Raw genomic sequence first — 13273 nt, 5'->3', positions numbered from 1 at the left:
TCTCCTTGATGTGTGGCTGTAGTCATTGGTGTGGGGCCCGTAACCGGCCCGTACGTGTGATGCCGTACGAGGGTGCCTAGAAGAGGCCCGTCGAGGCAAAACGCAGGACCAATTGGGGTGCGCCGGAGAGAGCCACTCCGATGACGGCTGTGACGGCGATCGCCGCAGTGAGCGGCCTGGATGCGCGGTGGACGGCGGGTTCGCCTTCAGGAGCGCGGAAGAGGGTCGCGGTCCACTGGAGGTAGTAGAAGAGCGCGATCACGACGTTCACGGCCATGACGACGGCGAGCCAGCCCATCCCCGCGTCGACGGCCGCCGAGAAGACCGTGACCTTCGCGAAGAGGCCGATGATGCCCGGCGGTAGCCCCGCGAGACACAGCAGGAAGAAGCCCAGGACGAGCGCGGCGAGCGGGTTCGAGGCATACAGGCCCCGGTAGTCGCTGATGCGGTTCAGCGGCTTCGTACGGGCGACCAGAGCGGCCACCGCGAAGGCGCCCAGGTTCACCGCGGCGTACATGAGGGCGTACGCGAGGGTGGAGCCGATCGACTTCTGCGGGTCGTCGGAGTACGCGGCCGCGGCGATCGGCACCAGGAGGTAGCCGGCCTGGCCGACGGAGGACCAGGCGAGCAGGCGGACGGCGCTGTACGCGCGCGTGGCCTGCTGACGGATGGCGGCCACGTTTCCGACGGTCATGGTCAGTGCGGCGAGCGCGGCGAGGGCCGGCCCCCACACGTCGGCGTACGAGGGGAACGCGACGACCGTGACGAGGATGAGGCCGGAGAAGCCGACGGCCTTGCCGATGACCGACAAGTAGGCGGCGATCGGCAGCGGCGCGCCTACGTAGGTGTCGGGTACCCAGAAGTGGAACGGCACGGCGGCCGTCTTGAAGGCGAAGCCCACCAGGGTGAGCGCGACGCCGGTCTGGGCGAGGGTGTGGAACTGGCCGTCCACGTGGGTGAGTTCGGTGGCGACCCGCGTGAGGTGCAGGGTGCCCGTGGACGCGTACACGAAGCTCACGCCGAGCAGGGTGACGGCGGTCGCGGTGACCGAGGAGAGGAAGAACTTCAGGGCCGCGTCAGAGGAGCGCTTGTCGCCCTGCTTGAGGCCCACGAGGGCGAAGGCGGGGAGCGAGGCGACTTCCAGGGCGACGACGAGCGTGGCCAGGTCACGGGACGCGGGCAGCAGGGCCGCACCCGCGGCGGAGGACAGCAGGAGGAACCAGAACTCCCCTTCGGGGAGAGGCTTCTTCGCGTTCTTCGCGTCCTTCAGGGAGCTGATCGAGAGCAGCGCGGTGAGCAGGGCGCCGGCCAGGACCAGGAACTGGATGACGAGCGTGAAGCGGTCCGCCGTATAGCTGCAGGCGTCGTACGAGGCGCCCTTGAGGCAGAACGTGGAGCGCTCGTCCCCGATCAGCGGCAGCAGCGCGAGCGCCGCGGCCACAAGGCCCGCGACGGAGATCCAGCCCAGGACCGGCTTGCGGCGCTCCGCCACGAACAGGTCGGCGACCAGCACGACGAGGGCCACGACCGCCGCGATCGTGGGCGGCGCGATGGCGACCCAGTCGACGGACTGGACGAGGGACGCCACGGAGGGCGCGGCGACGGCGATCACTGGAGGCCTCCTGCGAGGAGCTTCTGCACGGCCGGGTTCGTGAGGCCGAGCAGGGCGGCGGGCCACAGGCCCGCGAGGACGGTGAGGGCGACGAGCGGGGTCCAGGTGGCGAACTCGTAGCCGCGCACATCGGCGAGCACGGGTGCCTCCGGAGCCGCCGGGGTTTCCTTCGGGCGGGGGCCCATGCAGACGCGGCGGACCACGATCAGCATGTACGCGGCGGTGAGCAGCGTGCCGAAGGCCGCGATCGCCATGAAGACGAGGAACGCCGGGCGACTGAGGTCGTCGGCGGGCTTGAACGCGCCGAACAGCGCGAGCATTTCGCCCCAGAAACCGGCGAGCCCCGGCAGCCCGAGCGAGGCGACGGCAGCGAACGCGAGGAGGCCGCCGAGGCGCGGCGCCTTGCCGTACAGGGCCATGCCGCCCTGCTCGGCGAGAGCGTCGAGGTCGCTGGTGCCGGTCCGGCCCTTGAGCGCGCCGACGAGGAAGAAGAGCAGGCCGGTGATGAGGCCGTGGGCGATGTTGGCGAACAGCGCGCCGTTCACGCCGGTCGCGCTCATCGTCGAGATGCCGAGCAGCACGAAGCCCATATGGCCGACGGAGGAGTACGCGATGAGGCGCTTGAGGTCGCCCTTCGCGCCCTGCTTGGCCAGGTTCAGGCAGGCCAGGGACCCGTAGATGATCCCGACGACGGCGAGCGCGGCGAGGTACGGCGCGAAGGTCCGCATCCCGTCGGGCGCGATGGGGAGCAGGATCCGGACGAACCCGTACGTACCCATCTTCAGCAGGACCCCGGCGAGGAGGACCGATCCGACGGTCGGGGCGGCGGTGTGGGCGTCGGGCAGCCAGCTGTGCAGCGGCCACATCGGGGTCTTCACCGCGAGCCCGATCCCGATCGCCAGAACGGCGATGACCTGCACGGATGCGGTCAGCCCCCGGCCGTTGTCAGTGGCGAGTGCCATCATGTCGAACGTGCCCGACTTAACGCCGATAAGGAGGAGTCCGAGCAGCATCACGACTGAGCCGAGCAGTGTGAAGAGGATGAACTTCCAGGCGGCTTGCGTCCGTTGCGCACCGCCCCAGCGGGCGATGAGGAAGTACATCGGGATGAGGACCATCTCGAACGCGAGGAAGAAGAGAAGGAGGTCCAGGACGGCGAAGGTCGCGAGCGTTCCCGATTCCAGGACGAGGATCAGGGCGACGAACGCCTTGGGGGACGGCCCGGCCGGCATGTGGAAGTAGGAGTACAGCGCGCACAGGAACGTCAGCAGCGCCGTGAGCACGAGGAGGGGGAGCGAGATGCCGTCGATGCCGAGGTGGATACGCACGTCGAGCGCGGGGATCCAGCTGATGTCGGTCGTGGCCTGCATCTTCGACGGCTGGTCGTGGTCGAAGCCGAGCGCGAGGACGATCGCGGCGATGAGGATCACGCCGCTCACGGTCACGCCGTGGCGGAGCACGGCCTGGTCAGGGGAGTTCCCCTTCAGTCCGGGCGGGGCCGGGAGAAGGGCGAGGACGGCACCGATGAGCGGGCCGACGACGATCAATGCGAGAAGGAACTGCATCACGGATTCGCTGATATCGATCACGGCTGCTCACGCTCCGGCGGTGGCGACGAGGACGACGGCGACCACCAGAACGACGGTGCCTGCGAGCAGTGCGCTGAGGTAGGTCTGCACGTTTCCGGTCTGGGCCCTGCGCACGGCCCAGCCCAGCGCCTTCGGCGCTTCGGACGCCCCACGTACGTAGGTGTCGACGACGGCGCGGTCGAGGAAGCGGACCAGTGCGGCGCCGGCCTGCACCGGGCGGACGAAGAGCGCCGCGTAGACGGCGTCGAGGTGGAAGCCGACGGCCGCGTGGCGGTGCAGCGGGCCGAGCAGCAGACGGCCGGGGTCGGCCGGGTCTGGGGCGGCGGCGATGTCCCCGTACGCGGGGGTGTGTGTCGCGATGGCCTCGGCCTCGACCAGGCCCGCATCGCCGGACTCGGTGTCGACCGCGACGGCGCCGATCGGGGTGCGGCGGGCCGCCATCGCGGTGGTGTGGCGCCAGGCCGCGTAGGTGACCAGTCCGCCGACGAGCGCGAAGCCGGTGCCGAGGACGGAGGTGGTCAGCGTCGGGGCGAGGGAGGTGCCGTCGAACCAGTCGGGCAGCACGCCCGCGAGCAGTCCGAAGCCGAGGGAGGGGATCGCCAGGACCCACAGGACGACGTTCATCGTGACCGGCTGCTTGCCGTGGTCGGGGGCCTCGGTTCCGCTGCCCTTGAACGCGAGGAGCCAGAACCGGGTCGCGTAGGCGGCGGTGAGCAGGGCCGTGAGCAGGCCTGCCACGAGGACGATCCAGCCGGACGCGGTCGGCGCGGTCAGGGCTCCGTTCTCATGGCCGGTGGCGGTGTGCTCGGCGGCGCCGAGGACGGCCTCCTTGGAGAAGAAGCCGCTGAACGGCGGGATCGCGGCGAGCGCGAGCAGCCCCACGGTCACCGTCCAGAAGGCGTCCGGCACGCGGTCGCGCAGGCCCTTCATGCGGGACATCGCGGCCAGCGAGTTGGTGCCGGCGGCGTGGATGATCACGCCCGCCCCGAGGAACAGCAGCGCCTTGAAGGCGCCGTGCGCGAGGAGGTGGAAGACGGCGGCGTCGCGGCTGCCGACGGCGAGGGCGCCGGTCATGTAGCCGAGTTGGCCGACGGTCGAGTACGCGAGGACCCGCTTGATGTCGTCCTGGGCGAGCGCGGCCAGGGCCGAGCCGAGCATGGTCACCGCGGCCATGAGCGCGAGGACGATCAGCGCTGCCTGCGAGGCGGCGAAGACCGGGAGGAGACGGGCGACGAAGTAGACACCGGCGGCGACCATCGTCGCGGCGTGGATCAGCGCGGAGACAGGCGTGGGGCCCGCCATCGCGTCGGGCAGCCAGGTGTGCAGCGGGAACTGCGCGGACTTGCCCGCCACACCGGCGAGGAGCAGGAGGGCGATCAGGGTCGGGTGGTCGAGGCCACCCTCGGTCGTGACCTTGCCCAGGATCGTCGTGATGCGGAACGACCCCGTGTCCACGGCGAGCGCGAACAGACCGATGAGGAAGGGGACATCGCCCAGCTTCGTGACCAGGAACGCCTTGAGGGAGGCGGCCCGCGCCTCGGGGGTCTCCCAGTAGTGGCCGACGAGGAAGTACGAGCAGATGCCCATGACTTCCCAGCCGACCAGCAGGACCATCAGGTCGCCCGAGTAGACGACCAGGAGCATCGCGGAGGTGAAGAGCGAGACGAGCGCGGCGTACGAGGGGTAGCGCGGGTCGTTGCGCAGATAGCCCGTCGAGTAGATCTGCACGCAGGTCGCGACCAGGCCGACGAGGACGGCGACGAGGGCGGCGAAGCCGTCGATGTGCAGGGCGAGTTCGATCGGCACGGAGCCGGTCGGGGCGAGCTGGGTGTGCGCGTCGAGGGCGGCGGTGCCGTTGCCCGTGCCGCCGCCCTGGTCGAGGGCGACGACAGCGGCGAGGGCCAGCGCGGCCAGCGTCGGCAGGACGGCCAGCGGGCGGGCGAAGCCCGGGGCCGTGCGGCCGAGGAGCAGACCGGCGACGGCGCCGAGGAACGGCAGGAGGGGGACGAGGACGGCGAGGTTCGTCGTGGTCACGCGGTGGCCTCGGCCTTCTCGTCCGCGGTGCCGGCGACGGCCGGTGTCTCGGACGGGTCGTGCGGGTCGTCGTCCGGGTCGTGGGGCTCGGCGGAGTCGCGCAGCTTGTCGATGTCCGACGTGCCGCGGTTCCGGTAGACGGCCAGGACGATCGCCAGGCCGATGCCGATCTCGGCGGCGGCGATGGCGATGGTGAACAGGGTCAGGGCCTGGCCCGCGTGGAGGGTGTCGCGCAGCCAGACGTCGAAGGCGACGAGGTTCAGGTTGACGGCGTTGAGCATCAGCTCGACCGACATCAGGACCAGGATCGCGTTGCGGCGGGCCAGTACGCCGTACAGGCCCGTACAGAAGAGGAGGGAGGAGAGGACGGCGGGGTAGGCGAGGTGCATCAGCGGGTTCCCTCGCCTTCGAGCGACTCGGGCGACTTGGTCGACTTGGTCGACTTGGTCGACTTGGTCGACTTGGTCGACTTGGTCGACTCGGGCGTCCCAGGCGCCTCGGCCGCTCCCGGGGCCGAGGCGGTGTTGTTCCTGCGGGACAGGACGATCGCGCCGACCAGGGCGGCGAGGAGCAGGACCGAGAGCGCCTCGAACGGCAGGACCCAGTGCTTGAAGAGGATCGAGCCGGTCACGTCCGTGCTGCCCTGCACCGGGCCGTCGAGGTCGATCCAGGTCGTGCGGAACGCGTCGACGACGACCCAGATCAGGGCGGCGGCGGAAGCGACGGCCACGGTCAGGGCGGCCCAGCGGTTGGGGCTGTCCGCGTCCGGGGAGCGGCCGATGGGCGCGCGGGTCAGCATCAGGCCGAACAGGAGGAGGACCACGACGGAACCGACGTAGATGAGGACCTGTACCCAGGCGATGAACTCGGCTGTGAGCAGGAGGTACTCGACGGCGAGCCCGCCGAGGGCGACGACCAGCCACAGGGCGGCGTGCACCAGTTGCTTCGTGGTGACGGTGACGATCGCCGCGGTGAAGGTCACGAGGCCCACGAGCACGAAGGCGATCTCGACGCCGGACGGGGAGAGGAACCCAGGGCTGTCGACTGCCGTGGCGACGGCCGCCGATGCGGCGAGGGTCATGCGGTGGGCTCCTCTCCGGGGGCGTTGGGGTTATTGGGGTCGTTGGGGGTGGCCTGCGGTCCGGCGGCCGGTGCCGACGGGTCCCCGGCTGCGGGGCCGCCGACCGGGGGCTCCTGGGCTGCTGCCTCTTGGGCCGCTGCCAGTTTGTCCGCGGATTTGCGGGCCGCCGCCAGTTCCTTGGGGTCCTCGGCCGCGGGGTCGAGGGCGGGTGGGGACGGGACCGTCCACATCCACTCGCGGAGCTTGTCGCGCTCGTGGGTGAGCTCGCGGATGTCGGTCTCGGCGTACTCGAACTCCGGGGACCAGAACAGCGCGTCGAAGGGGCACACCTCGATGCAGATACCGCAGTACATGCAGAGGGAGAAGTCGATGGCGAAACGGTCGAGGACGTTGCGGCTGCGCTCGCGGCCGCCCTCGACGGCAGGCGGGACCGTCTCCTTGTGGGAGTCGATGTAGATGCACCAGTCCGGGCACTCCCGGGCGCACAGCATGCAGACCGTGCAGTTCTCCTCGAAGAGCCCGATGACGCCGCGGGTGCGGGGCGGGAGTTCGGGCTGGTGCTCCGGGTACTGCTCGGTGACGGTCTTCTTCGTCATCGTGCGAAGGGTGACGGCGAGGCCCTTGGCCAGGCCGGACCCCGGGACAGATCGGCGGGGCCGCCCGGAGGGCGTCGTTGAGGGGCGGGGGTCGGGCGACGGGCGGGCCATCAGTTGATCGCCACCTTCACGATTCCGGTGAGCGCGATCTGCGCGAGGGCGAGGGGGACGAGGGTGGTCCAGGCGAGCTTCTGCAGCTGGTCCTCGCGCAGTCGGGGGTACGTGACGCGGAGCCAGATGACGACGAAGGCCAGGACCGCGGTCTTGAGCAGGGTCCACACCCAGCCCAGGCCGTCCGCGCCCCACGGTCCGTGCCAGCCGCCCAGGAACAGCACCGTGGTCAGTCCGCAGAGCACCACGATGCCCGCGTACTCGGCGAGCAGGAACAGGGCGAAGCGCAGGCCCGTGTACTCGGTGTACGCGCCGAAGATGATCTCGGAGTCGGCGACCGGCATGTCGAACGGAGGACGCTGGAGTTCGGCGAGGCCCGCCACGAAGAAGACGAGGGCGCCAACGATCTGCCAGGGCAGCCACCACCACTCGAAGGCGTCGAGGATGCCGGGGAGGGAGACCGTTCCCGCGGCCATGGCAACGGAGGCCGCCGCGAGCAGCATCGGGAGTTCGTACGCCAGGAGTTGGGCGGCCGTGCGCAGGCCGCCCAGGAGGGAGAACTTGTTGGCGCTCGCCCAGCCCGCCATCAGCGAGCCGAGGACGCCGACGCCCATGACCGCGAGGACGAAGAAGATGCCCGCGTCGATGACGGCGCCGACCGCGCCGTCGCCGGGCCCGACCGGGATGGCGAGCAGCACGAGGAGGTACGGGAGGAGGGCCACCGCGGGGGCGATCTGGAAGACGCGGCGGTCGGCCTCGGTCGGGACCACGTCCTCCTTCTGCGCGAACTTGACGCCGTCGGCGACCAGTTGGGCCCAGCCGTGGAAACCGCCCGCGTACATGGGACCGAGGCGGCCCTGCATGTGCGCCATGACCTTGTGTTCGGTCTGGCCGACGACCAGGGGCAGCACCAGGAAGGCGACGAAGACGACGACGAGGCGCAGCGCGACGTCGAGGGCGTCGTTCACTCGTTGCCTCCGTTGTTGTCCGGCCGGGTCTCGGGGGTGTCTGTCGGGGTCTCGGGCTTGTCTGCCGGGTTGCCTGTCGGAGTCTCGGGCTTGTCCGCCGGGGGCTCGTCCGGGGTGGGCTCCGGCTTCTTCGACTCCTCGTCGAACGCGGGCTTGGCGTGGTGCCAGGGCGCGTCGCTCGAGCGGGGTTTCGGTGCGGGTTCCGGGCTCTGGGCCGGGGGTTCGGTGGGCGTCTCGCGTTGCGAGGCGGAGCTCTGGGAGGCGGAGCCCTGCGAGGCGCTGCGGGAGCGCCGTGCCGGACGCGGCGACGCTTCCGGGGCTTCCGGTGTCTTCGGGGCCTCCGGCACCTTCGGGGCCTCCGAGGTTTCACCCGCAGACGCGGCCGCCTGGCTCGCCGAGCCCTGGCTCGCGGACCGGGCGCGCCGCGCGGGCCGCTCCCCCGCCGCACGTCCCTCGGCACCGGCGGCGCCCGCCGCACGCCCCGCCGCACCGGCGCCCGCGGCGCGCGCACCCCGCGCGGGCCGGGCCGGTGCAGGCGGCAACTGCCCCTTCAGCGGGCCCCATTCGTTCGGGTCGGGGACGCCGGGTGGCAGTATCTGGCGCCGCTTGGGGCCGCCGTGCTCGGACTCCCCCGGCTCCTTCGCGCCCGGCCACGCCTTCGCGACGCGCGCCGCGAGCACGAAGTCCTTGCGCAGCGGGTGGCCTTCGAAGCCGTCGGGCAGCAGGAGCGGGTCGAGGCCCGGGTGGTCGGTGAAGTCGACGCCGAACATCTCGTGCGTCTCGCGCTCGTGCCAGGCGGCGCCCGCGTACACGTCGACCGCCGACGCGAGCACGGGTGCCGCGTGCGGAACGGTCGTGCGCAGCAGCAGGCGACGTACGGACCGGGGCGCCACGGCGGCGACGTGCGCGCACACGCGGAACCCGGCCTCCGGCTCGTCGACCGCGCTCAACCAGTCGAAATACGTGCACTCCAGCGTCGTACGGGCCGTCGTCAGAGCCGCGATCCACTCGGCCGCCGGCACATCGACGGTCAGCAGGTCGTACGCCTCCTCGACCGTGGCCTCGGCGCCGAACAGCTCCTCCACGGGGGCCGGCAGCCAGCTCATCGGTCACCCCCGGACGGCTTCCCGGAGGGCGCGGGCGGCTGGACGAGTCCGCTGCTCAGCGCGGCCGCCGAGGGCCGCCCGGCCGCCGCGTCGGCGGAGGCGTACCGCTCGCCGAGCGACTCGCGGGCGATCTTCTCCTGGAGCTTGAGGATGCCCTGGAGCAGCGCCTCGGGACGGGGCGGGCACCCGGGCACGTACACGTCGACGGGGATGATCTGGTCGACGCCCTTGGTCACCGAGTACGAATCCCAGTACGGGCCGCCGCAGTTGGAGCAGGCGCCGAACGAGATGACGTACTTCGGCTCGGGCATCTGCTCGTACAGCCGCTTCACGGCGGGGGCCATCTTGTCGGTGACCGTGCCCGAGACCACCATCAGGTCGGCCTGGCGCGGGCCCGGTGCGAACGGGATCACGCCGAGCCGGATGAAGTCGTGGCGCGCCATGGACGCGGCGATGAACTCGATGGCACAGCAGGCGAGTCCGAAGTTGAAGACCCACAGGCTGTAGCGGCGGCCCCAGTTGAGGACCACCTTCATCGGCTCGGGGGCGAGCCGCGAGAGCACGCCCAACTTCTTCGGCCCGAGAGGTCCGACAGGTCCGACGGGGTCCGGCAGGTCCACGGGGGCAGGAGCGGGCTCGGGGGCAGGAGTCACGGCACTCACGTCCACGTAAGGACGCCCTTCTTGTATGCGTACAGCAGGCCCACGGTGAGGAAGCCCAGGAAGATGAACATCTCGACGAGGGTCGTCGCGCCGTATCCCGGCGCGGCGAAGACCGTGGCCCAAGGGAAGAGGAAGATCGAGTCGACCGCGAAGATCACGTAGAGGAAGGCGTACACGTAGTAGCGGACCTGGGTGTGCGCCCAGCCGTCCCCGACGGGGTCGACGCCGCATTCGTACGTGAGGAACTTTTCCCTGGTGGGAACCACCGGGCGCAGCAGCTTCCCCGAGCCGAAGGCGACGGCGACGAAGAGCACGCCGCCGACGGCGAGCAGCCCGACGACCGAGTACGACTGGAAGTAGTCCGCCGCGATGACGGTCCCGTCCGATCCCGTCACGTACCTGCGCCCCTCGCGAGTTCGTTGTGTTCGACGATCTGTACGCACGGGAGTCTAGGCCCTGTTAAAGGGACGGTAAGCAGCCCGGGGCCGAGCGGCTTGGGCGAGGTGTGACCCGAGGAGGCACTCGAGGGGAACTCAAGAGCGAACTCGAGGTGGGGCTCGTGGTGGGGTTAACCCCCGCTCAACTTGGCGGCCGTCCTCATGGCGCCCCGCCCCGGGCCAGGGCACTCTTGCCGCTATGACCGAGCCACTCGACACTTCCGAAGACCATCCGGTGCTGCCACCGCCACGACTGGGGTACGACAGCGCCACGTGGAAGGAGATCGCCTATCTCCTGAGCAGCTTCCCGCTGTCCATCTTCGGATTCGTGTACGCCGTCACGATGGTGGCCCTCGGCGCGGGGCTCACGGTCACGGTGATCGGGCTTCCGCTGATCGCCGCAGGCCTCAGGGGCGCGCGGCTGCTCGGCAAGGCGGAGCGCGGGCGGGCAAGGGCCCTGCTCGGCGTGCGCATTGACGAGCCGAGCCCGCTGCCGATGCGGCGCACGGGCGGCTTCTTCGGCTGGCTGTGGACCGGCCTCAAGGACCCGGTGGGCTGGCGCACGGTGCTGTACGAAGTGATCCGGTTGCCGTGGGCCGTGCTGACGTTCGCCCTGACGCTGGTCGGGCTGTTCGTGCTGTGGCCGGTACTGCCGTTCATCGCGCGCGGTCTGGGCAATGCGGACCGGGCGATGGTGCGGGCGCTGCTCTCTCCCTCCGACGAGTTGGAGCGGCGGATCGAGGAGCTCGAGTCGGACCGGGGCGTCGTCGTCGACACGGCCGCCGCCGACCTGCGGCGCATCGAGCGCGATCTGCACGACGGGGCGCAGGCCCGGCTGGTCAATCTGGCCATGGGGCTCGGTCTCGCGAAGGAGAAGCTCCTGGAGGGCCAGGCCGACGAGGCGGTCGCGGCGATGGTCGACGAGGCGCACGGCGAGGTCAAGCTCGCGCTGCAGGAGCTGCGGGACCTGGCGCGCGGCATTCATCCGGCGGTCCTCACCGACCGCGGGCTCGACGCGGCCCTGTCCTCCGTGGCCACGCGCTGCACGGTGCCGGTGAAGGTGACGGCGGATCTGCCGGGCCGGCCGGCGGAGGCGATCGAGGGCATCGCGTACTTCACGGTCTCCGAGCTGCTCCAGAACGTGAGCAAGCACAGCGGCGCGCGGTCCGCCTCGGTGGACGTGTGGCGCTCGCAGGACCGGCTGCTCATACAGGTGTGGGACGACGGGCGGGGCGGCGCGAGCCTGGACAAGGGGACCGGTATGTCGGGCCTCGCGGAGCGGCTCGACGCGGTCGACGGCCTGTTCGTCGTGGACTCGCCGGACGGCGGCCCGACCACGATCACGGCGGAGCTGCCGTGGCGCGACAGGACCGAGCCGATACGGCAGAGGTAGGGAAAACCCCCGGTCGAAGACGCCGACCCGCCGCATGGCCGCGGGGCGCGCCCGCGCGGAAGCTTGAAGCAGAGCCCAAGAAAGCAGAGCGACGGCTCCCCGACAGACCTGAGCGGTACTGAGCAGAACGGACGGACACGATGGCCACGCACCAGTACGGATATCGCGACCAGAGCGACGCGTACGCGTACTCGTACGACGAGAACCGCGACGCCGGCCACGGCTTCGACGGTGGCCACGACGACCGTTCGGGCCCGCGTCATGGCCTGAACCGGCTGCCGGCCGGGCTGCGGGCGCCGATCGAGGGGCGGACGTGGCGGGAGTTCGGGTATCTGCTGCTCAGCCTGCCGCTCAGCATCATCGGGTTCGTGTGGGCCGTGACGATGACCTCGCTCGGTGTGGGCCTGCTGATCACGTTCATCGGGGTTCCGGTACTCGCGGCGGCGCTCGCCGGGTCGCGGGGGCTCGGGGCGCTGGAGCGGGTGCGGGCGCGCGGGCTGCTCGGCGTCGAGGTCGGTACGCCGGAGCCGCTGCGGCCGCGCACAGGCGGGCCGATGGGGTGGATCGGGGCGACGCTCAAGAGTGGCGTCTCGTGGCGGCATCTGCTGTACGGGGTACTGCACATGCCGTGGGCGGTGTTCGGGTTCGCCGTGGGGCTGAGCTTCTGGGTGACCGGCTGGACGATGCTCACGTATCCGTTGTGGCGCTGGGTGTTTCCCACGTACGTGGGACAGGACGGCATCCAGCTGTACGGGGACGCCGGCCACGCCATCTACCTCGACAACCCCTTCGAGATCACGGTGACCGCGGGGCTCGGGCTGCTCGTCACGCTGGTCACGCCGTGGGTGATCCGGGCGCTGACGACGGTGGACCGGCTGATGGTGATCGGGCTGCTCGGCCCCTCGCGGCTCGCGTCGCGCGTGGTGGAGCTGGAGTCGGACCGGGGTGTCGTGGTCGACACGGCGGCGGCCGACCTGCGGCGCATCGAGCGGGATCTGCACGACGGGGCGCAGGCCCGGCTGGTGAACCTGGCCATGGACCTCGGGGTCGCCAAGGAGAAGCTGAGCGAGGACCCGGAGACGGCGGCGCGCCTGGTGGGCGAGGCGCACGGTGAGGTGAAGACGGCGCTGCAGGAGCTGCGGGACCTGGCGCGCGGGATCCATCCGGCGGTGCTGACCGACCGGGGGCTCGATGCGGCGTTGTCGTCGGTGGCGTCGCGGTGTGCGGTGCCGGTGCGGGTGGAGGTCGACCTGACGGAGAGGCCGGCGCCGGCCATCGAGGGCATCGCGTACTTCACGGTCTCCGAGCTGCTCCAGAACGTGAGCGAGCACAGCGGGGCGACGCGGGCGGAGGTCGACGTGTGGCGGACGCGGGACCGGTTGATGGTGCAGGTGTACGACAACGGGGGCGGCGGAGCGGTGGCCTCCGGCGGGTCCGGGTTGGCGGCGCTGGCCGGGCGGCTCGACGCGGTCGACGGGATTCTGGTGGTCGAGTCGCCCGGGGGTGGGCCGACGCGGGTGACGGCGGAGTTGCCGTGGCGCCGCGCGTGACACGGGGGTGAGCCCGGGGGTGGTTCCGCGGCACCGCCCACCCCTGGTTACCCGTGGCCGGGCCCAACTCTCCATCGCGCGGCATCGCGCCACCCGACACCGGACACCGGACACCCGCCACCCGACACCCGCCC

At 71.2% G+C, this 13273-nt stretch carries 12 protein-coding genes; 2 read left to right on the top strand and 10 right to left on the bottom strand.

Annotated elements, in window-relative coordinates; translation table 11 throughout:
- Nucleotides 1-76: 76 nt before the first annotated feature.
- From OHA73_RS25525 to OHA73_RS25480, 10 genes are all read right to left on the bottom strand, one after another.
- On the bottom strand, nt 77-1612 hold the full coding sequence (locus tag OHA73_RS25525; protein WP_327656220.1) for an NADH-quinone oxidoreductase subunit N: 1536 nt from the start codon (nt 1610-1612) through the stop codon (nt 77-79).
- Complete coding sequence (locus tag OHA73_RS25520) at nt 1609-3201, bottom strand: complex I subunit 4 family protein (RefSeq protein WP_327656219.1); 1593 nt, start codon at nt 3199-3201, stop codon at nt 1609-1611. The genes OHA73_RS25525 and OHA73_RS25520 overlap by 4 nt, the downstream gene beginning before the upstream one ends.
- Nucleotides 3202-3207: 6 nt before the next feature.
- On the bottom strand, nt 3208-5235 hold the full coding sequence (locus tag OHA73_RS25515) for an NADH-quinone oxidoreductase subunit 5 family protein (RefSeq protein WP_327656218.1): 2028 nt from the start codon (nt 5233-5235) through the stop codon (nt 3208-3210).
- Nucleotides 5232-5624, bottom strand: coding sequence for an NADH-quinone oxidoreductase subunit NuoK (gene nuoK / locus OHA73_RS25510; RefSeq protein ID WP_327656217.1), 393 nt, complete (start codon nt 5622-5624; stop codon nt 5232-5234). The genes OHA73_RS25515 and nuoK overlap by 4 nt, the downstream gene beginning before the upstream one ends.
- Nucleotides 5624-6316 (bottom strand): NADH-quinone oxidoreductase subunit J family protein, encoded by a 693-nt coding sequence (locus tag OHA73_RS25505; RefSeq protein WP_327656216.1) that lies wholly within the window; start codon nt 6314-6316, stop codon nt 5624-5626. The genes nuoK and OHA73_RS25505 overlap by 1 nt, the downstream gene beginning before the upstream one ends.
- A complete protein-coding gene (locus tag OHA73_RS25500; protein ID WP_266712952.1) occupies nt 6313-6912 on the bottom strand; it encodes a NuoI/complex I 23 kDa subunit family protein in 600 nt (199 codons plus the stop codon). The genes OHA73_RS25505 and OHA73_RS25500 overlap by 4 nt, the downstream gene beginning before the upstream one ends.
- 110 nt (nt 6913-7022) lie before the next feature.
- Nucleotides 7023-7991 (bottom strand): complex I subunit 1/NuoH family protein, encoded by a 969-nt coding sequence (locus OHA73_RS25495; protein ID WP_266712951.1) that lies wholly within the window; start codon nt 7989-7991, stop codon nt 7023-7025.
- On the bottom strand, nt 7988-9097 hold the full coding sequence (locus tag OHA73_RS25490) for an NADH-quinone oxidoreductase subunit C (RefSeq protein WP_327656215.1): 1110 nt from the start codon (nt 9095-9097) through the stop codon (nt 7988-7990). The genes OHA73_RS25495 and OHA73_RS25490 overlap by 4 nt, the downstream gene beginning before the upstream one ends.
- Nucleotides 9094-9750: an NADH-quinone oxidoreductase subunit B gene (locus tag OHA73_RS25485; protein ID WP_443063128.1), complete on the bottom strand. Its 657-nt coding sequence runs from the start codon at nt 9748-9750 to the stop codon at nt 9094-9096. The genes OHA73_RS25490 and OHA73_RS25485 overlap by 4 nt, the downstream gene beginning before the upstream one ends.
- Nucleotides 9751-9755: 5 nt before the next feature.
- Nucleotides 9756-10154 carry an NADH-quinone oxidoreductase subunit A gene (locus OHA73_RS25480; protein WP_327656214.1) on the bottom strand — a complete coding sequence of 133 codons (399 nt, stop codon included), beginning with the start codon at nt 10152-10154 and terminating at the stop codon, nt 9756-9758.
- A gap of 241 nt (nt 10155-10395) precedes the next feature.
- Here OHA73_RS25480 and OHA73_RS25475 point away from each other — a divergent pair, with 241 nt between their 5' ends.
- Together OHA73_RS25475 and OHA73_RS25470 are read left to right on the top strand one after the other, a co-directional pair.
- A complete protein-coding gene (locus OHA73_RS25475; protein WP_266712947.1) occupies nt 10396-11589 on the top strand; it encodes a sensor histidine kinase in 1194 nt (397 codons plus the stop codon).
- Nucleotides 11590-11729: 140 nt separating this feature from the next.
- The gene (locus OHA73_RS25470; RefSeq protein WP_327656213.1) at nt 11730-13139 is read left to right on the top strand and encodes a sensor histidine kinase; all 1410 of its coding nucleotides are present in this window, start codon (nt 11730-11732) and stop codon (nt 13137-13139) included.
- The last annotated feature ends 134 nt before the right edge of the window (nt 13140-13273 follow it).

This window comes from Streptomyces sp. NBC_00483, assembly GCF_036013745.1.
Taxonomy (GTDB): Bacteria; Actinomycetota; Actinomycetes; order Streptomycetales; family Streptomycetaceae; genus Streptomyces.
This window is presented reverse-complemented; position numbering and strand designations above follow the sequence as displayed.

Bases quoted from the DNA above. Each gene is read 5' to 3' on its own strand.
- nuoK (WP_327656217.1), bottom strand. From the start codon at position 5,624: ATGCACCTCGCCTACCCCGCCGTCCTCTCCTCCCTCCTCTTCTGTACG.
- OHA73_RS25505 (WP_327656216.1), bottom strand. From the start codon at position 6,316: ATGACCCTCGCCGCATCGGCGGCCGTCGCCACGGCAGTCGACAGCCCT.
- OHA73_RS25500 (WP_266712952.1), bottom strand. From the start codon at position 6,912: ATGACGAAGAAGACCGTCACCGAGCAGTACCCGGAGCACCAGCCCGAA.
- OHA73_RS25490 (WP_327656215.1), bottom strand. From the start codon at position 9,097: ATGAGCTGGCTGCCGGCCCCCGTGGAGGAGCTGTTCGGCGCCGAGGCC.
- OHA73_RS25470 (WP_327656213.1), top strand. From the start codon at position 11,730: ATGGCCACGCACCAGTACGGATATCGCGACCAGAGCGACGCGTACGCG.
- OHA73_RS25475 (WP_266712947.1), top strand. From the start codon at position 10,396: ATGACCGAGCCACTCGACACTTCCGAAGACCATCCGGTGCTGCCACCG.